Consider the following 19,603-nt stretch of genomic DNA (forward strand, 5'->3'; position numbering starts at 1 on the left):
GACCTATTTTTTTTTGACAACAATGGGTCAACCCCGCACGCAGTAAGGGGTTGACCCATTGTTGTCACCCCGTCAGGTTGAAACGGCTACTATTGCCGATCATCAGATTCAAGGTATTCGGGGAGATGAATATTTTTTAAATCTGTTTAGATTTAATCAGAATTTAGGAGTGGAAATCTATAAGCTAGTTTCACAGATGCGCGAGAGAAATAGTTTAAGCTTACCAGTGGAAATTGGTGATTTTTATGCTGAAGAACTGGAATTAGCTTCTAAGTAATTGGGAAAGAGGTTAAAGAGCGAATGCCGTAGGCATATCGCTCTTGTTTCTTAAGCTATGAAAATATATTTCTAGTTGAACTGACTCCATCTAAATTAATCCTTGATTTTCTCCCCATTCCAACCAAGTTTCAACAGCGCGATCGAAGTTGGATTCTGGACTTACGGGGTTTTGTCCGGTGATAGCAACTAGCGCCCAAAACCAATGATCGGGCTGGTGCTTCAGTTCCCGCAAAATTAAGGTTAAAACAGGTGTTCCCATGCTGATGATTTCTTGGTAAGCAGGATGTTTTGATTTTTTGGTTATTGAGGACATCATCTGCGTTTCATTGCGCCATTTTTCGGCTACTTCTGAAAAGGTTGTTTCTAATAACTTTGGGTTTGATAAGTCAGAAATAGCGATGTTTTCCATAATTTTTATTTTGTATTGTTTACGGGCGAATTATAGCATTGTTTGAGGAAATGGGAGTGCGATCGTGCCGTAGGCATTCGCAATTGTCTGAAAGTTTTGGTGCATAATGGAGAGGGAGTGGAGTCAGTGCGAAATTAAGCCAGGGCTAGGGAAATAGTCGAGCGATTTGGACTTCTATCTCAGGAAAAGCCAGCATGAAAAGAGTCGCCTCTTCCTGGAGGATAGTTTCTTGTTGGTAGGTTTCATTCACAATTTCCCGGAAGACACGGACTTGACGGGTGTTTACGTCGAGAATCCAGTAGTCGGCAATTCCGGCTCTAGCATAAGCAGCTGCTTTTTGTTTGCGGTCTCGTTCTAATGTTGTGTCGGAGATTTCTACCAGCAGGAAAGTATCTGCTGGAGTGGGGTGACGCTCTACATAGCGCCGGGGGTCAACCCGAACTACGGCGATATCCGGTTCGGGTTCTGAGTAAGGATTGAGGTTAATGGGGTCTTGAATCCGAATTAAGGCAAGTCCTGCGAGTAGGGTTCTCAGGTATTCAGCCGCGCACAAGTTGGTGGCTGAATGAGGGGGATTTTTGGCAGCCATTGAGATAATTTGTCCTTCTACCAGTTCCACTCGTTCGTCTGGGTCGAGAATTCCTGCTTCTGTCATATGGTGGTATTCGTCTTGGGAAAACAAGCGCACACTTGTTGAAGTCATGGTATTACTCCAGTTTTTCGGAGTTGTTTGTTTCGATCCGATCGTAGACGCCCAAGTCGTCCTATAGGTGCAAGCTTCCCGGAAACGCTTAAAGATCGTACTCCCTGAAATAATTGGAAATGCTTGCTCGTAGTTTTTGGCTCGATTATTATTGAATAATAGCACGATTTGAGGAGATATAGGAAGCGATCGCATTTAATTTGGGTAAGGTGCATTGGCGTAGGGATAGCCGTAGGCATTCGCAATTAGCTAAAAGTTTTGGTGCAGAATGAAGAGGGAGTGGAGAAAGTGCGATCGCAAAGTGTGCCGTAGACATTCGCCTTTTTCTCAAAGCTTCGTGAAAAAAATTATGGCTCGTGTTGGTAAGATAACTAGAGTCAAAATAAAAACCAAAAACTTATGGAACCAACCGAAGCACAATATCTAATAATAAATGCTTTGGAAACGCTTGAATTACTTGAGTATCGGCTATATGATGAAGATACGGGGTTTTGGCGAATTTACACTCCCAGTCCTATTTTACCAGTTGCCATCGTCTTGCAAAATGGTGAAATTGTCCCTCTTAGCTGGATATCATAATTATGAGAGAGCCAACGGAATTAGAAAAAAAACAACTAGCAAGAGTTCTAGAACTAACTGCGATAGCTCGTCAGCGATATTTGGATGCTGGTGGCGATCCAAGGCGTTGTCCAAGCGGTCGCAAGGGTGATGACTACATGACTGATGAAGAGCGACAAGAATCCCTAGAGTTAACAAGAGCTATTTTTGCTGTTCGCATCATTGGTGATGAAGTTCACTGTCAAGGGCGAGTGTGGAAGATACCTGCTGTTTCTGATAAGCAGAAAAGTGAGATTGGGATTGGTTCTTAATGTGAAGAGCGATCGCACATATCTTGCTAAGGCGCGTTGGCGTAGCCTGCCGTAGGCATTCGCTTTTGGCTAAGAGTTTTGGTGCAGAATGGAGAGGGGGTGGAAAAAGTGCGATCGCGTAACGTACCGTAGGAATACACATTTCCTTTGAAGCTGTGTTATCCTATAATAAAAACAGATTTAAACATTTTATGGAAATCTCGAAAACTGCTGCTAAAACAGGAAATTCACCAATAGATGAAAAGGAAAAATGCCCAAACAAGTAACGATCGATCTTGATGATGAAGTTTTGGTTTTTCTTGATCGGCATTCGGGGGGAAACCTAAGCGAGTACATAAATAAGTTGTTAAGAAGGCAGCGTCGATCTGCGATCGAGGCAGAGTTAGCTGCGGCACACCAACAGGATGCTCAAAATCCCGAATATAGAGCGGAAATCGCGTTGTGGGATGCGGTAGTAGCAGATGGAATTGGAGATGATGCCGATGCCTAACGGAATTCTCACATATCAACGTGGAGAGATTCGCTGGGTAAAACTTGACCCAACTTTAGGTGTTGAAACTAAAAAAACTCGCGCTTGTTTGATTGTGCAAAACGATGTTAGCAATCGCCATAGTTTGCTGACGATTGTGATGCCATTTCTGGCGGGAACAAAATCTGCACCTTATGCTATTAATGTAATAGCAACATCTGTGAATGGACTCGATAGAGACCGTTACATCGATGTGGCACAGATTCGAGGGGTCGATCACCAACGGGTGATGGATTTAATTGGTGTTTTGGAACCGGACTACTGGGAACAAATTCGTATGGCACTCGATATTATGTTAGGGTTCACCATTTAATGAGGAGAAAATTTCTTCTGCGATCGCTTTTGAAGATGAGGTGAAAGAGTTGCTATTTTTCAGGTAAAAAAATGCGATCGCACTTAGCGTTGGTAAGTGCGTTGGCGTAGGGATAGCCGTAGGCATTCGCCTTGGCTAAAAGTTTTGGTGCAGAATGGAGAGGGAGTGGAGAAAGTGCGATCTAGAGTAAAGCTCAAATCTGGTTTTACTGAATCAGCATTTACTGTAAAATTGCAAAAGTCAATTTACAGGATTAATAATGAGAGAACCTACCGAAGAACAATATTTGGTAATCAATGCACTGGATACGTTGGGTCTATTAATCGAAAACCGCTATGATGAAGACACGGGAGTTTGGTATATCTTTACTCCCAGTCAAGTTCTGCCACTTGCTATCATAAGGCGAAATGGCGAAGTAACCCCTATTGAACCAATATCAGAACTATGAGTAATGCAACCCAATTGCCAAATCAACAATATCAAAGAATGATCGAACTCTGTGAGATAGCTCGACAACGCTACTTAGATGCGGGGGGCGATCCGAAACGTTCATCGGGAACTCTGCATGGAAATGAACATTTGACAGAGGAAGAAAGAAAAGAATTTTTTGCTTTGGGGCGACAACTTTCTGGATTTAAGGTTAAGGATGGATATGCTTACCATCTAGGTGAAAGTTGGAAGTTACTTGATGATTTGCCTTCGCAAAAAAAAGAAGTGAAATCGGAAGTTAAATAGATGAGTTGTGTTGTTAGGAAGCGATCGCACTTAATTTGGGTAAGGTGCGTTGGCGTAGCCTGCCGTAGGCATTCGCTGTTGACTAAAAGTTTTGGTGCGGAATGGAAAGGGAGTGGAGAAAGTGCGATCGCGTTACCGATGAAGGACTGTCGGGTGCAGAATGGAGAGGGGGTGGAGGAAATGCGATCGCACTTTACTGTAAAGTTGCAAAAAATAATTTACTCGTTATGGTAAACCAGTACAAGGTAATGCAGGAGAATCATTTAGCCGAGATTGTACTTGATCCATCAAGCATTGAGCGGCTGGGCATTGATTCATTAAGTCTGTCATAGAAGTACCACCCCTACAGTTGGCATTTGGGGATATGATAATTGTATTCCCTTGACCTGGACAAGGAGCCCAACGTGATGATGAATAGAAACAAAGAGTCTGTCCAGTATCAGGATTTGTGTATGTTTGTGGAGATTCAACTTGTCCCCAAGGGCTACTTTGTGCCAACACTTTCAAGTGAATATTTCCAATAATTGCTCCACCAAAGGTGAAAGAAGTTGCGATCGCTAATATTCTTAGTTTTTTCTTCATTTCGTCACCATTAGATTTAGGTTTTATATTCTGATGCACAACAGATTGGTTACACTTCACAATTAGAGGTGTACCTATTTATTAGATGATGTAATTATCCTTATTTGAATTTTGTTTCTAAGGGCTAATTTTGTCCAGTCGGTAAAAGGCGGATTTCGTAGGAACTTTTCCAATACAACAGGTCGGAAAAAGTCGGAAAAATTTGCCCAAGTCGGAAAAAGTCGGAAAAAGTCGGATTATAATAGTGAAAATACCGACATCTACCTGGCCAATGGACGTTAAAGAAATGTTAAAAATAGCCGATCGCCTAATTTTCACCAAAACAGGGAAACATCTAGACGATCTGCAAGAAGCTGTCTTACGGGGAACGGTGCAAGGTCAGAAATACTCGAAAATAGCAGAAGACTTCCACTGTAGCGAGGGACACATTAAAGATGCTGCTTCTGAACTATGGAAGATACTTTCAGATGTAGTAGGAGAAGATGTTAATAAGTCTAATTTTCGCTCTACAATGCAAAGGTGTCGGTTCTCTAACGTTTCATCTGTTTCATCAAATTTTGCTCAAGACTTTGTAGCTATTGGTAACATCAACCTTTGTGCAAAACCTTTGCAACCTCCAGAAGTAGCACAAGATCGATCGGGCCAAGTTAGAAACCCGGTTTCTCCAAGAAACCGGGTTTCTGTAGATGATGCACCCGATATCGGCAATTTCTACGATCGCACACAAGAACTAGCTACCCTAGAAAAATGGATAGTGCAAGAACGCTGTCGCCTAGTGGCAATTTTGGGTATAAGCGGGATCGGGAAAACTACTCTAGCCGTTCAGGTACTAAAGCAAATTCAGGATAAATTTGACTGTGTAATTTGGCGAAATCTGTCGGACAAACCGCCACTAGAATTAATTCAAAAAGAACTAATCGAATTTTTATCTACCCAGCAGGAAAGCGAGTTATCAGGTAGTGATGAAAATAAGCGATCGCAACTAATAGAATATTTGCGAAAGCAACGCTGTCTGATCGTATTTGATGATGTACATCATATTTTCAGTAGCGGACAACTAGCTGGTTGCTATGAAACAGGATATGAAGATTATGGATTACTATTTAAAAGATTAGGAGAATTATATCATAATAGTTGCTTGCTGCTGCTTAGTTGGGATAAGCCGAGAGAAATTGTGGCATTGGAAGACCCAGATAAATTAGTGCGATCGCTCCAATTAGATGGTTTGGATATCGCATCTGCAAGGGAAATTCTCAAAGAAAAAGGTTTAGCTGAAGAGGATAAATGGGAAGACCTGATTAACCACTACCAAGGCAATCCTTTATGGTTAAAGATAGTTGCCACCATGATTCAAGATTTATTCGGTGGCAGTGTTTCTGAATTCCTTAAATATGATATGATGGTTTTGAATGAGGATTTGAAAGATATATTAAATCAGCAATTTAATAGCTTATCCGAATTGGAAAAACAGGTCATGTCCGTTTTGGCGATCGGGCCCGATCCAGTTTCAATCTCAAAGTTGCTAGAACATATCCACTTATCGCCAGCAGAGTTATTTAACGCCATGCAATCTTTGGGAAGACGATCGTTGATTGAAAAAGTGAAACAAGGTAATCAAACGCTTTTCAATCTTCAACTTGTGGTGAGAGAATATGTGAAAAAAGAGATATTGCATTAGCCTCATCACCCGCATGGGGTTTAAACGCTTAGACCCCTCCCCAACCCCTCCCCTGCAAGGAGAGGGGCTTTCCGGCTCCCCCTTCCCTCGTAGGGAAGGGGGCTGGGGGGTTAGGTTTTCCGAATTCACCAACAGCATCATTTATTTCCGGGCGGGATTTGCAGCTTACCCCAATAATGCAAAATATGAAAGAAAAGCTAATATCCTCGCAATTCGCGATTTACGATCGCACCAACTGAACAGGTAGTATTTTAGAGAACAATCAACGATAATATTAGTAAATGCTGTCAAGGAGGATCGTAATGGTAACTACCACAGAAGTCTCAAATGTATCAAAAGTCTTTACACTAGAAGACTATATGCTCAATCCCCCCGATAATACAGAATGGGTGGATGGACAATTAGTGGAGAAAAACGGCATGACAGCAAAGCATAGTCGGACTCAAGCTAGACTCGCTACTGCTTGGATAAACTACATGAATTCCAGTCAGCAGGGTGGAGAAGTTTACGTTGAAGTATCTTGTCGCACAGTGGGAAGAGGGCGTTGTCCTGATGTCGCTTATTTGACAACAGAATTACTCGCCCAATATGGAGATGATTTTACCGTACTACCGCAGAGTTTCCCACTGATTGCTGAGATTATCTCTCCCACCGATAAAGCTGAAGAAGTATTTACCAAAGTAAAAGAGTATTTAGAATCCGGTTGTCAGGAAATATGGCTAATATTTCCTGAAAGTCAGTGGGTGTTGGTAATTACTCAACAGCAGCAAAAATTGTTTAATTTAGGTGAAGTAGTTAGCACTCAAAATGTTCTACAAGGTTTTAGTGTAGCAGTAAATGAATTGTTAGCTTGAAATATTAGTCGTACTAATGCTAAACTTTACGATCGAGCCGAATAGCCTGTTCCAAAGCCGCTTTCTCTCTAGCCCTCCGCGCATAAGGCTGTAACTTCCTGACATCCCAACCGCTAAGAATACTCAAATCCTCCAAATTCATTCCTTTCATCAACATTTCAACACACCAAGTCTGTCGCGCTTGCTCGATCGCAGGTGGTTGACCTTCAGGAGTCAGCATTCCCTGTATAATTACCTGCCATCTGGCGCTTAAATCCTCCTCTGACATTGGTTTTCCCACATCATTCAAAAACAAAGATAACTCACCATCTTTACGGCTTTTGAGCCATTGAGTTAAAGGATTGCGAACATAAGAACCATAGCGTTTTCCCATAATCCATTGATTAACTGGAACTTGTCGAACTGCACCATGACTCACCTGCAACAAATGCTGCTCATGCTCGCTAATTTGGTGCGATCGCTCTAAACTAACAACTTCCACCGGAGACAAACCAGCACCAAACAACACATACGCCAAAGCATAATCTTGCCATCCCAATTTCTTAGCACGTTCCAAAATAAAATGAACTAAAGAAGCTGGTAAATCAGCAACCTTTTCTGTTACTACTTCTGCCACCTGAATCGCAGAACTGCTCACAGATTTAGCTATATTTGATACAACTCCATGTAAAAACAAATCAACTAAATTATCTAAAAAATCTTCTCGATCTTCCCAAAGTTCGTGAAACTCGCTGGTAAACTCAATCACCACATATCCCAACAACATCCCATTGAGCAAACTGGCTAACTTTTCCGGCGGAAAATGGGTTTGCAACTGTCCGCGAGCCATCACAGTTGCCAAATATTCCGCAACATATCGATTAGCCTGCGTTAAGCCGCGTCCCAGCGCCTGACGATTAGCTGCTGGATATTGTCCCGCCTCCCCCACCACAGAACGCACAAACTCAGGTACTCCTTCCAGCGCCTGTAAGCGACCTCTAGCATAATCCTTCAAAGCCTCCTCAATGCTGCTCGTCTGATTCGCTTGCTCAACCAAGGATTCTCCCAAAGCGGTAAACACGGCAGAATCTTCAATCACAGCCAAAAGCAACCCATGCTTGTTGCCAAAATGCCGGAATAGCGTTACCTCATTGACTTCTGCCAATTCCGCAATCTGTCGAGTCGTCGTCTCAGTGACTCCCTGAGAAGCAAATAACTCAAGCGCGGCGTCAATCAAACGCTGTCTAGTTGAACTTCGTGCAGAGGACATAGGAGAAAATTGTAAGTGGTACTTGCATTTAAACCGAAACCTTGTTAAGCTAAAAGATGTAAGTAGCACTTGCATCTGCTCTCTCTACTGTAGCTGGCTTCTGGCAGCAGTTTGAGACATTCACAGATATATAGGAAAAATTCATGACAATTCAATCAACTGCTCCTAAACTTAAATCAACTCTTACTCTCGACTGGATAAGTGTGGCATTTTTTGCTGCCGTTCATGGTTTAGCTTTGTTAGCTCCCTGGTTTTTTTCTTGGTCAGCTTTGGGGGTAATGATATTTCTGCACTGGTTATTTGGCAGCATTGGTATCTGTTTAGGATATCACCGACTGTTAACTCACCGTAGTTTTCAAGTGCCCAAATGGTTGGAATATGTAATTACTACTATAGGTACGTTTTCCCTTCAAGGCGGGCCGATATTTTGGGTGGCGGGACATCGTTTGCATCACGCATATACAGAGGATTTAGACAAAGATCCCTACTCTGCTAAGCGTGGGTTTTGGTGGAGTCACTGTCTTTGGTTGATTTACCCAAGAGATGAGTTTTTCAACTACGAAGCATATAAAAAATTCGCACCCGATTTAGACCGCGACCCTTATTACCGTTGGTTAAATCGCAACTTTTTGCTACTTCAGATTCCTTTGGGACTATTGTTATATGCTTTAGGTGGATGGTCTTTTGTTATCTATGGAATGTTTTTGCGATCGGTCCTACTCTGGCACAGCACTTGGCTGATTAATTCTGCCACACACCTACGCGGTTATCAGAATTTTGCAGTGGAAGATGGATCTCGAAATCTTTGGTGGGCGGCGATTTTAACTTATGGAGAAGGTTGGCACAATAATCATCACGCTCATCCAAATGTAGCAAAAGCTGGACTGAGTTGGTGGGAAATCGATGTCACTTGGTGGGCAATTAAAACTCTCAAAACTCTGGGTTTGGCGAAAAAGGTTGTCATGCCTGTAAATTAGGTTTTCCTGAGAGTTGATCGGAAAAGTCTGGGCGTAAGCGATCGCACATCTGTTTGATCTGCTTCGGGACTTAAGAAACCCGGTTTCTTCAAGAAACCGGGTTTCTCTGCACGCTTATTTGTACCTCAGTCACCTGAAAACTGCTGTACCTCTAGATGTAGAGTCAATTCATGAATTGACTCTACATCTGTAGTTCGATCGCAAACAGCCAAAGGTAAACTCTTAGATTTTTCTCTTACAGAAATGAAGAATATATTTAATCCTTTTCAACTTATAGTCATCATAGTCATTACTTAAAATCGCACAAAAGAAACCAGATTTCTTCAAAAAACGGGGTTTCTGACCGCCTAGCGATGATCGGGATTTCGAGCTAGGGGTGGGCTTTACCCCGCACAGGACGGCTCAAAGTCCAAAAATATTTGTGCGATCGCGCTATACCAGCTGCGTGCTTAAATCCTCTAGGAAAAATTATCACGAAGAGTACAAAAGACAGATCTGGCTGAGGTATAAGCTTTAAACGCCTAATTTAGCTGAACGCAACAGCAACAAGTCAAATTTTATAATACCGAAGCAAGAGTCTTTTTTGGTTAAATTTTACACTTTGTAAAATTTAAGAATATTTTCAAGTTTCTGGGCATCCTAGATATAGAAGCTAATCTGAAACCCTATTCTCTTGCGCCCATCCGAGAACCTAAATGAATGCCACCCTACCTGGTTACCGACTCATCGAATCCATTCACACTGGAGTGAGAACCGTTATTTATCGCGCTCAGCGGGAGTCCGATCTTTCAAGTGCGATCGTCAAAACCCTACTAGCCGAGTATCCTACCCTCGAAGATATTACCCGCTTGCGGCATGAATATAAAATCCTGCAACATCTCAACATTGAAGGAATTGTCAAAGCCTATAGCTTGGAAAACTATGGGAATGGCTTAGCGGTGATTTTAGAAGATTTTGGGGCAGAATCGCTCAAAAATCTCATAAATTCGCAAGCTATACCAGTTTTTTCCTTTCTTTCGATCGCCATTCAGCTAGCATCTGCGATCGCAGAACTTCATAAAAATCACATTATTCATAAAGATATAAAACCGCATAACATTATCATAACTCCATCAAAAGAGCAAGTAAAAATTATTGATTTTAGTATTTCTTCGCGCTTGGATCGAGAAAACTCGACACTCAGCCATCCTGACTTGCTCGAAGGCACCCTCGCCTATATGTCGCCAGAGCAAACTGGCAGAATGAATCGGTCAATTGACTATCGCACTGACTTTTATTCTTTGGGCGTTACGTTTTATGAAATGCTGACGGGGCAGTTGCCTTTTAATTCTACCGAGCCGATGGAATTGGTACACAGCCATATTGCTAAGATGCCTGTGCCGCCTCATCAAGTAAATCCAGAAATTCCAGAGGCGATCTCAAATATTGTCATGAAATTATTAGCCAAAACTGCTGAAGACCGTTATCAAAGTGCAGATGGCTTAAAATTTGATTTAGAAACCTGTCTGATCAAGCTACAAACTATCGGCGCTACTTTCGACTTTATTGCTGGGAGTGCCGATAAAGCAGGTCTAATGAATATACCACAAAAACTTTACGGTCGGGAAGCCGAAGTAGCTGCGCTTCTGGAAACATTCGATCGCATCGCCGCCCCCCCTTCCCCCCCAACATTGGGGGGGACTAGAGGGGGGGCAGAAATGATGCTAGTTTCCGGTTATTCCGGGATTGGCAAAACTGTTCTAGTCAATGAAGTTCACAAACCCATCGTCCGGCAACGCGGCTATTTTATAGCAGGTAAATTCGACCAGTTCAAGCGCAATATTCCTTATGCTTCCCTAATTCAAGCATTCCAATCATTAATTCAGCAATTTCTAACTGAAAGCGAAGCACAAATTCAAGCTTGGAAAGATAAACTTTTATCGGCTTTAGGCATTAACGGACAAGTGATTATCGACGTGATTCCCGAAGTCGAACTCATTATCGGCAAACAGCCACCCGTCCCCGAACTGGGTGCAACTGAATCGCAAAACCGCTTCAGTCGGGTATTTAAACAATTTATCGGTGTATTTACTACCCAAGAACACCCCCTCGTTGTTTTCTTAGATGACTTACAGTGGGCCGATTCGGCATCCTTGAAATTGATTGAATTGCTGATGACAGATCCTGATAGTCAATATTTATTGCTAATTGGTGCGTATCGGGATAACGAAGTTTTTCCGACGCACCCGACCATTCAGACAATTGAAAAAATTGAACAAGCAGGTGCAACAGTAAATAATATTGTACTAAGCCCATTACAAATCGTTCACGTCGAAGAATTAATCGCCGATACTTTAAATGAAAGAAAAACCCCCCCTAACCCCCCCGTCAACGGGGGGGGACAATCTGACTCCCTCCCCGTCAACGGGGGGGGACAATCTGACTCCCTCCCCGTCAACGGGGGGGGACAATCTGACTCCCTCCCCGTTAACGGGGGGGGACAATCTGACTCCCTCCCCGTCAACGGGGAGGGCTGGGGTGGGGTTCATCCGTCAAAGCTGCTAGCTGAGTTACTTTTTAACAAAACTCAGGGAAATCCCTTCTTCTTAACTCAACTAATCAAAACTCTTTATCAAGAAAACTTGTTAAGTTATGAGTTATATTCGGGCGCGTGGCAGTGGAATATCGAGCAAATTCAAACAATCGGCATTACAGATTTAAATGTCGTCGAACTGGTCGCTAGAAATATTCGCAAATTGTCAGCAGATACGCAGAAAGTATTAAAACTGGCGGCTTGTATTGGCAACACCTTTAACTTAGACGTACTGGCGATTGTCAATGAGGAATCTTCCTTAGTAACTGCCGCACAGTTGTGGTCAGCACTTCAGGCTGGTTTGATTTTGCCTCTAAGTAATGATTACAAAATTCCGTTAGTATTTAATCAGGAAGAATCAGGTGGATTTACCTTAACGGATGTCAAAGTAGACTACAAGTTTTTACATGACCGCGTTCAGCAAGCCGCTTATTCTCTGATTCCAGATGAACAGAAAAAACAGACCCACCTAAAAATTGGTAAATTACTGCTGCAAAACACAACGCCAGAAGACCGAAAAGACAATATCTTTGCTTTAGTCAACCAACTGAATTACGGCACTGAATTACTGATTTCCAAGTTGGAAAAATACGAACTTGCCCAACTCAACCTTATAGCAGGTCAAAAAGCGAAAGCGGCAACAGCCTACGAGTCTGCCGCCAAATATTTGAATGTGGGTTTGGGACTCCTCGCCACAAATAGCTGGGAGAACCAGTATGACCTGACACTTAATCTTTATGTGGAAACAGCGGCAGTGGAATTTCTCACCACCAATTTCTCGCGAGCAGAAATACTTTCAGACGTTGTTTTATTACAAGCTAAGACTCTGCTAGATAGAGTCCCAGTGTACGAAACAAAGATGCAGTTTTATATCGCTCAAAACCAAATGCAAGCCGCGTTAAATACAGGACTGCAATTGCTGAAATTGTTAGAAGTATCACTGTTAAATGAACCAAATAAAGTGACTAAATTGAGCTTAGGTGGCAAACGGATTGAAGAGTTAGCTGATCTGCCAGAAATGCTCGACCCTTATAAAATAGCAGCCTTGCGAGTTTTAATTAATTTGGTTCCTCCTGTTTACATTGCGGCTCCCGAACTTTACCCCCATGTTGTTATAGAAATGACAAATCTCTGTCTTAAATATGGCAATTATTCCTGGTCGGCTTATGCCTATGTTCTTTATGGAATGCTTTTGTGTGGAGCCTTTGAAGAGATGGATTCTGGATATCAATTTGGTCAACTAGGATTAAAGTTATTAAATCAATTCAATGCCAAGGAAATAACAGCTCGAATTTACGAAACATTTAATTATTTTATTAGGCACTGGAAAGAGCCGGCTATTAATACTGTTGAACAGTTAAGAGAGGGAGTTCAAAGAGGTTTGGAAACGGGAGATGTAGAATATGCTTGTTATTCGGCTTGTTTCTATTGCACTCACTTATTTTTTGTAGGTGAAAATTTGGAAACAGTCGTTCAGGAACAAGCGCATTATATCGATATAATGCAAAAAAATAAACAAGAGTTCCAAACTATTTATGCGAACATAGTTAGACAAACTTGTTTAAACTTAATGGAGCGTTCATCTGAGCCAACCCAATTAATCGGCGAAAGTTTCAATGAGAATGAAATGTTGCCGAGATTGATAGACATGAATAATTATATGGGAATTTATCCTATATATGTTTCTAAAGTTATTCTGCTTTACTTGTTTAAAAAATATGAAGAGGCTGCTGAAAATGCTGCTCTGGCTGAAAAATACGAACAAGGTGGACAAGGATTAATGTACAAGGTAGAACACAAGTTCTACTATTCTCTGGCTCTCTTGGCTTTATACATTACAGCACCCAAAAGCGAGCAAAAAAAATATCTAAGCCAAGTGGCATTGTATCAGAAAAAAATGAAGTATTGGGCGTTATCTTCTCCCGCAAATTATCAGCATAAATACGATCTAGTTGAAGCAGAAAAGGCGCGAGCTTTGGGGCAGAATGAGAAAGCAATGGATGATTACGATCGCGCGATCGCTGGAGCCAATGAGCAGGGATACATTCAAGAAGAAGCGTTAGCAAATGAACTAGCAGCGGAATTTCATCTCTCCCTTGGTAGAGAGAAAATTGCTAAAACCTATATGACAGATGCTTACTATAGTTATATCCGCTGGGGTGCTAAAGCTAAAGTCGAAGATTTAGAGGAACGATATCCGCAATTAATTTCGCGATCGCCCGTAGCAGAAAATAAATTCGACCATACGATGACAATTGCCTCTTTCACTACTACGGGGAGTCAGGCAGAAATTTTGGACTTGGCAACAGTGATGAAAGCAAGCCAAGCCATTACCAGCGAAATTGTTCTCGCTAACTTATTCGACAAGTTGATGAAGATTTTGATAGAAAATGCTGGCGCTCAAACTGGTTCGCTCATCTTGTCAAAAAACGGTCAATTCGTCATCGAAGCCGCAGGGAATAAAGATAAAGTGCAAGTGCTGCAATCTCTGCCAGTTTCAACCAGCCAGCAGCTACCTGTATCCGTCCTTAATTATGTCGCCCGAACTAAAAAAGATCTGGTTTTAAATGATGCCAGCCAGGATGTAACTTTTAACACCGATCCCTATATCACCCAACGCAAAATAAAGTCTCTCCTGTGTGCGCCCATCCTTTATCAAGGTAAACTTACTGCCATTCTTTACCTAGAAAACAATCTGATTGCAGGTGCTTTTACGCCCAAACGGGTGGAAGTGTTGCGACTGCTATCATCTCAGGCTGCGATCGCTCTAGAAAATGCCCAACTCTATCACACTCTAGAAGTCAAAGTAGAAGAGAGAACCGAACAATTAAAAGAAAAAAATGTGCGTCTGGAAGTGGAGATCAAAGAACGCCAGCGAGCCGAACAAGTCGCAGAAGCAGCCAACCGTGCCAAGAGTCAATTCCTCGCCAACATGAGCCACGAATTGAGAACACCGCTTAACGGCATTTTGGGTTACGCTCAAATCTTCAAACGAGACAAAAATTTGACCAGCCAGCAAAACGTTGGAGTTAATATCATTAACCAGTGCGGCGAACATCTGCTAACTTTAATCAACGATATTTTAGACCTCTCCAAAATTGAAGCGGGGAAAATGGAACTGCACCCCGTCGAGTTTCATTTTTCGGAATTTCTGCAAGGCATTGCCGAAGTCTGCCGCATTCGTGCCGAACAAAAGAGAATCGCGTTGATTTACGAACCGATGACTAAACTTCCGATCGGCATCCAAGCAGACGAGAAACGGTTGCGGCAAATTTTGATTAACTTGCTCGGTAATGCCGTCAAATTTACCGAAACAGGTGGCGTTACTTTGAAAGTGCGGGTAATAGAAAATCAGGGAGAGGAGCAGCAGATCGGCAGAAATTCCAAAATCCAAAATTTAAAATCCAAAATCCAAAATCGGAAAATACGCTTCCAAGTAGAAGACACCGGCATTGGCATTGCATCAGAAGAATTGTCAAAAATATTTTTGCCCTTCGAGCAGGTGGGCGACACAGTTCGTCAGTCAGAAGGAACCGGATTGGGGCTAGCAATTAGCCGCCAATTAGTTGAGATGATGGGTGGGGAACTGAAAGCAGAAAGCACTTTAGGTAAAGGAAGCATTTTCTGGTTTGAGCTAGACTTGCTCGAACTGGAAGAATGGGGGGAGCATCAAAAGAAATCTGAAAAGATCGTTAGGGGTTATGCGGGGTATAATAGAAAAATTATGGTTGTGGACGACAAATGGGAAAATCGATCAGTTCTAGTTAATCTGCTGGCTCCAATTGGATTTGCAATTATTGAGGCAATCGATGGTCAAGACTGTCTGGATAAAGCAACTTCATTTAAACCAGATTGTATATTAATTGACTTGGTAATGCCTATGATGGATGGTTTTGAAGCTACGCGACGAATTCGCAAATTACCAGAACTTAAAGATATAATAGTGATTGCGACTTCGGCTAGCGTTTTATCCACTGAGCAACAGGGGAGTTTAGATGCTGGGTGTAATGATTTTCTTCCCAAGCCTATACGAGCCGGAGAACTTTTAGAAAGTTTGAGTCATCATTTAGGTTTAGAATGGATTTATGAAGAATCAGAAGTCACCTCTACTGATTTCTCAGTCCAGACTACCGATTGCCAAATCCAAGAGGGAGAAATTATTCCTCCCCCAGGCGAAGAACTGACGATCCTTTTCGATCTGGCTATGAGTGGTGACATGGGAGGCATTCTGGAGCGAGCCGATCAACTCCAGCAGTTAGCTCCTCAATATGTGCCTTTTGCAAATCGTTTGAGTCAACTAGCAAAGGATTTTGAAGAAGAAAAAATTCTGGAGCTAGTGCAACAATATAAGGAGATAAAATAATGAGCGGTGAATATTCAGAACAAGGGTCTATTTTAGTTGTAGATGACAATCAAAATAATGTGCAGGTGCTGTTTAATTTTTTAACAGAATCTGGATTCAAAGTATTGGTAGCTCGGAATGGACAAAGCGCTATCAATAAGGCGGAATATTCCCTGCCAGATCTGATATTGCTGGATGTGATTATGCCTGGGATGGACGGGTTTGAAACTTGCCAACGTTTGAAAGCTTCGGAGGCAACAAAAGATATCCCGGTAATTTTTATGACGGCGCTAGCCGATACGGAGAATAAGGTCAAAGGTTTTAATGCAGGTGCAGTCGATTATATCACCAAACCGTTTCAGCAAGATGAGGTTTTAGCTCGCGTTAGAACCCACCTGAGTATCCGAAAGCTCACTAAGAAACTCCACAGTCAAAATGAGCTTCTGCAACTGGAAATAGCTGAGCGGGAAAAGCTGGCATTGGAATTAGAAAGACGAGTTGAGGAACGGACTGCTGAATTGAGGTGCGCCAATCAGCGGCTGATACAGGAGATTAATGAGAGACAGCAAGCTGAGGAGACATTGCAGCGATCGCTCTTGGAACTCCAACAAACCCAAACCCAACTGATTCAAAGCGAAAAAATGTCCGCTTTGGGACAATTGGTGGCTGGTGTTGCCCACGAAATCAATAATCCTGTTAACTTTATTTACGGGAATATTTCGCACGTTGGCGACTACATCTCGGATTTGCTGAATATTCTTAACCTTTATCGGCGGATATATCCTAATCCCGAACAAAAAATTGTTGAGGAAGTAGAGGAAATCGACTTAGAATTTCTCATGGAAGACTTGCCGAAAATACTGAGTTCGATGCAAGTAGGGGCCGATCGCATCCGCGAGATTGTCCTATCTCTGCGAAGATTCTCCCACCAGGATGACTCAGAAATGAAGCTGAATAACATCCACGAGGGCATTGATAGTACTTTGATGATTTTGCACAATCGGCTAAAATACAAGCACGATCGTCCTTCCATTGAAGTGATTAAGGAATATTGCCCCAATCTGCCACAAGTAGAGTGTTACGGCGGCGAACTGAATCAGGTTTTTATGAATATCTTGGCTAATGCGATCGATGCCATAGATGAATATAACAAAGATAGGACATTAGAACAAATCAAACTCAATCCCAGCCAAATTCGCATTCGCACTGAAGTGATAGGTAACAACCAAGTGGCGATTCGGATCGCAGATAACGGGTTGGGAATGAATTCGGATGTAAGCCGTCGCGTATTTAACCCCTTCTTTACCACGAAACCACCAGGAAAAGGCACGGGAATTGGATTGTCTATCAGCAGGCAGATTATAACGGAAAAACACGGGGGGAGTTTGGAGTGTATTTCTACGCTAGGAAAGGGGACAGAATTTTCTATTGCAATTCCAATTAAGCAAAACTCTCACACAATGTTGGGAAAGCTGACGAATCAAAGTATTAACAGTAAACTTCTGTACTGTAATATTCCCAAAGCTATGTAACCCACATTCCGCACCCCCAACTACCAAGGGGGATGATAAAACTTCTTAGGTATGTTGTTGCGCTGAAGCGCAACAACATACCTAAGATTTAACTATGGCTAATGGACCGGACATGATATAAAATAGAATCAACAGTTTGAGGTAAAAAGATGCCTTCTCCATTTCCAGGGATGAACCCCTATTTAGAAAACCCTGAGTTGTGGTCGGAAGTTCATAATAGATTGATTGTAGCGATCGCGATCGCTATAGCACCCGATCTGCGTCCCAAATATCGAGTCGCCATTGAGAAGCGTACTTATTTGAGCGACATTGAAGATAGCGTTTTGGTGGGAATTCCCGATGTAGCGGTATACGCTAAGCGAACAACTGTTAGTGAAACGCGATCGAATGTTGCGCTTGCCTCTCAAACAGAAGCAATTTCAGTCACACTCCCGCTACCGGAAGAAGTCAGAGAAAGTTATTTAGCAATTAAAGAAGGGGGAACGGGTGCGGTTGTTACTGTTGTGGAAATCCTTTCTCCTAAAAACAAACGTTCCAAAGAAGGACGAAAAGCTTACGAGAGCAAACGAAAGCAAGTTTTGGCAAGCATTAGCAACTTAGTAGAAATTGACCTACTCAGAAGCGGACAACCAATGCGAATTATCGAAAAAATTCAGTCAGATTATCGCATATTAATTTGTCGAGGAAATCGCCGTCCTACAGGAAGTCTGTATGCCTTTAACGTGCAAGATCCAATTCCCTCGTTTCCTTTACCGTTGCAGTCAGCCGATATCGAACCGCTAATAGAGTTACAAAGCTTATTAAATGATATTTACGATCAAGCATCATTTGATATGGCAATAGATTACGATCGCGAACCCGTACCAAAACTAAAACCAGAAGATGCAGCTTGGGCGGATGAGTTGTTGCGATCGCAAGGACTGCGGGGTACAATTGAGTCAGCGAATGGGGATTTCCCTAGCCCATCTTAAGTGGAATTCAATCATGGATACAAAACCGATCGCATCCTCACAGACAACCTCCAATCTCTACGAAAAAGATTTCTATGCTTGGACGCAGGAACAAGCCAAACTGCTGCAAGCAGGAGTTTGGGAAAGTTTGGATATTGTCAATTTAGTTGATGAGATAGAGTCTTTGGGAAAGCAAGTACGTCAGGAATTAAGAAATCGTTTGGGTATTCTACTCGGTCATTTACTCAAATGGGAATTTCAGCCTAATAAAAGGTCAAAAAGCTGGTTTTTCACATTGCGGGAACAACGTCGCAGAATTCTTCAACATTTGGATGAAAATCCCAGTTTGAAACCATATCTTCCAGAAGCGTTGCAAAAAGCTTATGAAGATGCGATCGATCTAGCTGCACGTGAGACATCCCTCACTGACAAAGATTTTCCGGCTGAGTGTCCTTACTCCATTGAGCAAGTTCTGGATGCTACTTTTTTACCAGGAGAACCAATTGAATCGGGTCAGAACTGGGTGGTAGAAAATTGAAATGCAAAGCCTCAGTTTCTAGTTACCACTTCAACCTGGAATAAAGTATAGCTAGGGGCTCTGAACCAGTCCAGATGAAAAAACAGGAGATTTTTGCGTTATGTCCGAACTACAGCCAAACCAAGCTCCGATATTCAGCAGCTTTGCCGACTGGTGTTTGCACAAAGATAGTCTTTCAAAAGAGGCGAGGCACACGGTTGAGGTGCTGTTAAAGTGTGCTGGGACTTCTGACTGTAATAAACTTACCAACCTGACATACCTGGAGCTCTACAACAATCAAATAACAGACCTGAGTGGACTCTCTACCCTTACCAACCTGACATACCTGAATCTCTACAGCAATCAAATAACAGACCTGAGTGGACTCTCTACCCTTACCAACCTGACATCCCTGATTCTCTACAACAATCAAATAACAGACCTGAGTGGACTCTCTACCCTTACCAACCTGACTTCCCTGCATCTCGACAACAATCAAATAACAGACCGGAG

Annotated in this window: 22 protein-coding genes; 16 read left to right on the forward strand and 6 right to left on the reverse strand. The window is 42.4% G+C overall.

Features of this window, described 5'->3' with window-relative positions:
* Window positions 1-61 precede the first annotated feature (61 nt).
* On the forward strand, window positions 62-277 hold the full coding sequence (locus LAY57_RS31110; RefSeq protein ID WP_249071063.1) for a hypothetical protein: 216 nt from the start codon (window positions 62-64) through the stop codon (window positions 275-277).
* Between the two features lie 90 nt (window positions 278-367).
* Here the strand turns inward: LAY57_RS31110 and LAY57_RS31115 are convergent, their stop codons facing one another.
* From LAY57_RS31115 to LAY57_RS31125, 3 genes are all read right to left on the reverse strand, one after another.
* Complete coding sequence (locus LAY57_RS31115) at window positions 368-688, reverse strand: hypothetical protein (RefSeq protein WP_249071064.1); 321 nt, start codon at window positions 686-688, stop codon at window positions 368-370.
* A 145-nt stretch (window positions 689-833) separates the two neighbouring features.
* Window positions 834-1,391, reverse strand: coding sequence for a Uma2 family endonuclease (locus LAY57_RS31120; protein ID WP_249071065.1), 558 nt, complete (start codon window positions 1,389-1,391; stop codon window positions 834-836).
* 148 nt (window positions 1,392-1,539) lie between these two features.
* Window positions 1,540-1,707: a hypothetical protein gene (locus LAY57_RS31125; protein WP_249071066.1), complete on the reverse strand. Its 168-nt coding sequence runs from the start codon at window positions 1,705-1,707 to the stop codon at window positions 1,540-1,542.
* Between the two features lie 83 nt (window positions 1,708-1,790).
* On the opposite strand from LAY57_RS31125, the gene LAY57_RS31130 reads away from it, so the two are divergent.
* The 4 genes from LAY57_RS31130 (at window position 1,791) to LAY57_RS31145 (ending at window position 3,102) form a co-directional block, all read left to right on the forward strand.
* The gene (locus LAY57_RS31130) at window positions 1,791-1,970 is read left to right on the forward strand and encodes a hypothetical protein (protein ID WP_249071067.1); all 180 of its coding nucleotides are present in this window, start codon (window positions 1,791-1,793) and stop codon (window positions 1,968-1,970) included.
* 2 nt (window positions 1,971-1,972) lie between these two features.
* Window positions 1,973-2,260, forward strand: a complete 288-nt coding sequence (locus LAY57_RS31135) for a hypothetical protein (protein ID WP_249071068.1) — start codon at window positions 1,973-1,975, stop codon at window positions 2,258-2,260.
* 250 nt (window positions 2,261-2,510) lie between these two features.
* The gene (gene mazE / locus LAY57_RS31140; protein ID WP_249071069.1) at window positions 2,511-2,750 is read left to right on the forward strand and encodes a type II toxin-antitoxin system MazE family antitoxin; all 240 of its coding nucleotides are present in this window, start codon (window positions 2,511-2,513) and stop codon (window positions 2,748-2,750) included.
* Window positions 2,743-3,102, forward strand: coding sequence for a type II toxin-antitoxin system PemK/MazF family toxin (locus LAY57_RS31145; RefSeq protein ID WP_249071070.1), 360 nt, complete (start codon window positions 2,743-2,745; stop codon window positions 3,100-3,102). Before mazE ends, LAY57_RS31145 begins: the two co-directional genes overlap by 8 nt.
* Here the strand turns inward: LAY57_RS31145 and LAY57_RS31150 are convergent.
* Complete coding sequence (locus LAY57_RS31150; protein WP_249071071.1) at window positions 3,085-3,228, reverse strand: hypothetical protein; 144 nt, start codon at window positions 3,226-3,228, stop codon at window positions 3,085-3,087. The genes LAY57_RS31145 and LAY57_RS31150 overlap by 18 nt on opposite strands.
* 133 nt (window positions 3,229-3,361) lie before the next feature.
* On the opposite strand from LAY57_RS31150, the gene LAY57_RS31155 reads away from it, so the two are divergent.
* The 3 genes from LAY57_RS31155 to LAY57_RS31165 are packed head-to-tail and all read left to right on the forward strand — an operon-like array spanning window position 3,362 to window position 4,071.
* On the forward strand, window positions 3,362-3,550 hold the full coding sequence (locus LAY57_RS31155; protein WP_249071072.1) for a hypothetical protein: 189 nt from the start codon (window positions 3,362-3,364) through the stop codon (window positions 3,548-3,550).
* Complete coding sequence (locus LAY57_RS31160; RefSeq protein ID WP_249071073.1) at window positions 3,547-3,837, forward strand: hypothetical protein; 291 nt, start codon at window positions 3,547-3,549, stop codon at window positions 3,835-3,837. The genes LAY57_RS31155 and LAY57_RS31160 overlap by 4 nt, the downstream gene beginning before the upstream one ends.
* Window positions 3,838-4,071 (forward strand): hypothetical protein, encoded by a 234-nt coding sequence (locus LAY57_RS31165; protein ID WP_249071074.1) that lies wholly within the window; start codon window positions 3,838-3,840, stop codon window positions 4,069-4,071. It abuts the gene before it with no gap.
* Here the strand turns inward: LAY57_RS31165 and LAY57_RS31170 are convergent.
* Window positions 4,063-4,419 (reverse strand): hypothetical protein, encoded by a 357-nt coding sequence (locus tag LAY57_RS31170; RefSeq protein WP_249071075.1) that lies wholly within the window; start codon window positions 4,417-4,419, stop codon window positions 4,063-4,065. The two genes, LAY57_RS31165 and LAY57_RS31170, sit on opposite strands and share 9 nt — an antisense overlap.
* 271 nt (window positions 4,420-4,690) lie before the next feature.
* Here LAY57_RS31170 and LAY57_RS31175 point away from each other — a divergent pair, with 271 nt between their 5' ends.
* Together LAY57_RS31175 and LAY57_RS31180 are read left to right on the forward strand one after the other, a co-directional pair.
* Complete coding sequence (locus LAY57_RS31175; RefSeq protein WP_249071076.1) at window positions 4,691-6,097, forward strand: helix-turn-helix domain-containing protein; 1,407 nt, start codon at window positions 4,691-4,693, stop codon at window positions 6,095-6,097.
* Between the two features lie 302 nt (window positions 6,098-6,399).
* A complete protein-coding gene (locus LAY57_RS31180) occupies window positions 6,400-6,951 on the forward strand; it encodes a Uma2 family endonuclease (RefSeq protein WP_249071077.1) in 552 nt (183 codons plus the stop codon).
* A 19-nt stretch (window positions 6,952-6,970) separates the two neighbouring features.
* Here the strand turns inward: LAY57_RS31180 and LAY57_RS31185 are convergent, their stop codons facing one another.
* Window positions 6,971-8,200, reverse strand: a complete 1,230-nt coding sequence (locus tag LAY57_RS31185) for a TetR/AcrR family transcriptional regulator (protein ID WP_249071078.1) — start codon at window positions 8,198-8,200, stop codon at window positions 6,971-6,973.
* A 143-nt stretch (window positions 8,201-8,343) separates the two neighbouring features.
* Between LAY57_RS31185 and LAY57_RS31190 the strand changes: the two genes are divergently transcribed.
* The 6 genes from LAY57_RS31190 to LAY57_RS31215 all read left to right on the forward strand — a co-directional run.
* Complete coding sequence (locus LAY57_RS31190; protein ID WP_249071079.1) at window positions 8,344-9,177, forward strand: acyl-CoA desaturase; 834 nt, start codon at window positions 8,344-8,346, stop codon at window positions 9,175-9,177.
* Between the two features lie 695 nt (window positions 9,178-9,872).
* On the forward strand, window positions 9,873-16,112 hold the full coding sequence (locus LAY57_RS31195) for a hybrid sensor histidine kinase/response regulator (RefSeq protein WP_249071080.1): 6,240 nt from the start codon (window positions 9,873-9,875) through the stop codon (window positions 16,110-16,112).
* Complete coding sequence (locus LAY57_RS31200; protein WP_249071081.1) at window positions 16,112-17,623, forward strand: hybrid sensor histidine kinase/response regulator; 1,512 nt, start codon at window positions 16,112-16,114, stop codon at window positions 17,621-17,623. Before LAY57_RS31195 ends, LAY57_RS31200 begins: the two co-directional genes overlap by 1 nt.
* A gap of 149 nt (window positions 17,624-17,772) precedes the next feature.
* A complete protein-coding gene (locus LAY57_RS31205; protein WP_249071082.1) occupies window positions 17,773-18,594 on the forward strand; it encodes a DUF4058 family protein in 822 nt (273 codons plus the stop codon).
* Between the two features lie 13 nt (window positions 18,595-18,607).
* Window positions 18,608-19,111 (forward strand): DUF29 domain-containing protein, encoded by a 504-nt coding sequence (locus LAY57_RS31210; RefSeq protein ID WP_249071083.1) that lies wholly within the window; start codon window positions 18,608-18,610, stop codon window positions 19,109-19,111.
* Window positions 19,112-19,211: 100 nt separating this feature from the next.
* The coding region (locus tag LAY57_RS31215) for a leucine-rich repeat domain-containing protein (protein WP_249071084.1) at window positions 19,212-19,603 on the forward strand (392 nt) is incomplete at its 3' end.

Source organism: Argonema antarcticum A004/B2 (assembly GCF_023333585.1).
GTDB lineage: Bacteria > Cyanobacteriota > Cyanobacteriia > Cyanobacteriales > Aerosakkonemataceae > Argonema > Argonema antarcticum.

Bases quoted from the DNA above. Each gene is read 5' to 3' on its own strand.
- LAY57_RS31115 (WP_249071064.1), bottom strand. From the start codon at position 688: ATGGAAAACATCGCTATTTCTGACTTATCAAACCCAAAGTTATTAGAA.
- LAY57_RS31120 (WP_249071065.1), bottom strand. From the start codon at position 1,391: ATGACTTCAACAAGTGTGCGCTTGTTTTCCCAAGACGAATACCACCAT.
- LAY57_RS31125 (WP_249071066.1), bottom strand. From the start codon at position 1,707: ATGTCTACGGCACACTTTGCGATCGCACTTTCTCCACTCCCTCTTCAT.
- LAY57_RS31130 (WP_249071067.1), top strand. From the start codon at position 1,791: ATGGAACCAACCGAAGCACAATATCTAATAATAAATGCTTTGGAAACG.
- LAY57_RS31135 (WP_249071068.1), top strand. From the start codon at position 1,973: ATGAGAGAGCCAACGGAATTAGAAAAAAAACAACTAGCAAGAGTTCTA.
- mazE (WP_249071069.1), top strand. From the start codon at position 2,511: ATGCCCAAACAAGTAACGATCGATCTTGATGATGAAGTTTTGGTTTTT.
- LAY57_RS31145 (WP_249071070.1), top strand. From the start codon at position 2,743: ATGCCTAACGGAATTCTCACATATCAACGTGGAGAGATTCGCTGGGTA.
- LAY57_RS31150 (WP_249071071.1), bottom strand. From the start codon at position 3,228: ATGCCTACGGCTATCCCTACGCCAACGCACTTACCAACGCTAAGTGCG.
- LAY57_RS31155 (WP_249071072.1), top strand. From the start codon at position 3,362: ATGAGAGAACCTACCGAAGAACAATATTTGGTAATCAATGCACTGGAT.
- LAY57_RS31160 (WP_249071073.1), top strand. From the start codon at position 3,547: ATGAGTAATGCAACCCAATTGCCAAATCAACAATATCAAAGAATGATC.
- LAY57_RS31165 (WP_249071074.1), top strand. From the start codon at position 3,838: ATGAGTTGTGTTGTTAGGAAGCGATCGCACTTAATTTGGGTAAGGTGC.
- LAY57_RS31170 (WP_249071075.1), bottom strand. From the start codon at position 4,419: ATGAAGAAAAAACTAAGAATATTAGCGATCGCAACTTCTTTCACCTTT.
- LAY57_RS31175 (WP_249071076.1), top strand. From the start codon at position 4,691: ATGGACGTTAAAGAAATGTTAAAAATAGCCGATCGCCTAATTTTCACC.
- LAY57_RS31180 (WP_249071077.1), top strand. From the start codon at position 6,400: ATGGTAACTACCACAGAAGTCTCAAATGTATCAAAAGTCTTTACACTA.
- LAY57_RS31185 (WP_249071078.1), bottom strand. From the start codon at position 8,200: ATGTCCTCTGCACGAAGTTCAACTAGACAGCGTTTGATTGACGCCGCG.
- LAY57_RS31190 (WP_249071079.1), top strand. From the start codon at position 8,344: ATGACAATTCAATCAACTGCTCCTAAACTTAAATCAACTCTTACTCTC.
- LAY57_RS31195 (WP_249071080.1), top strand. From the start codon at position 9,873: ATGAATGCCACCCTACCTGGTTACCGACTCATCGAATCCATTCACACT.
- LAY57_RS31200 (WP_249071081.1), top strand. From the start codon at position 16,112: ATGAGCGGTGAATATTCAGAACAAGGGTCTATTTTAGTTGTAGATGAC.
- LAY57_RS31205 (WP_249071082.1), top strand. From the start codon at position 17,773: ATGCCTTCTCCATTTCCAGGGATGAACCCCTATTTAGAAAACCCTGAG.
- LAY57_RS31210 (WP_249071083.1), top strand. From the start codon at position 18,608: ATGGATACAAAACCGATCGCATCCTCACAGACAACCTCCAATCTCTAC.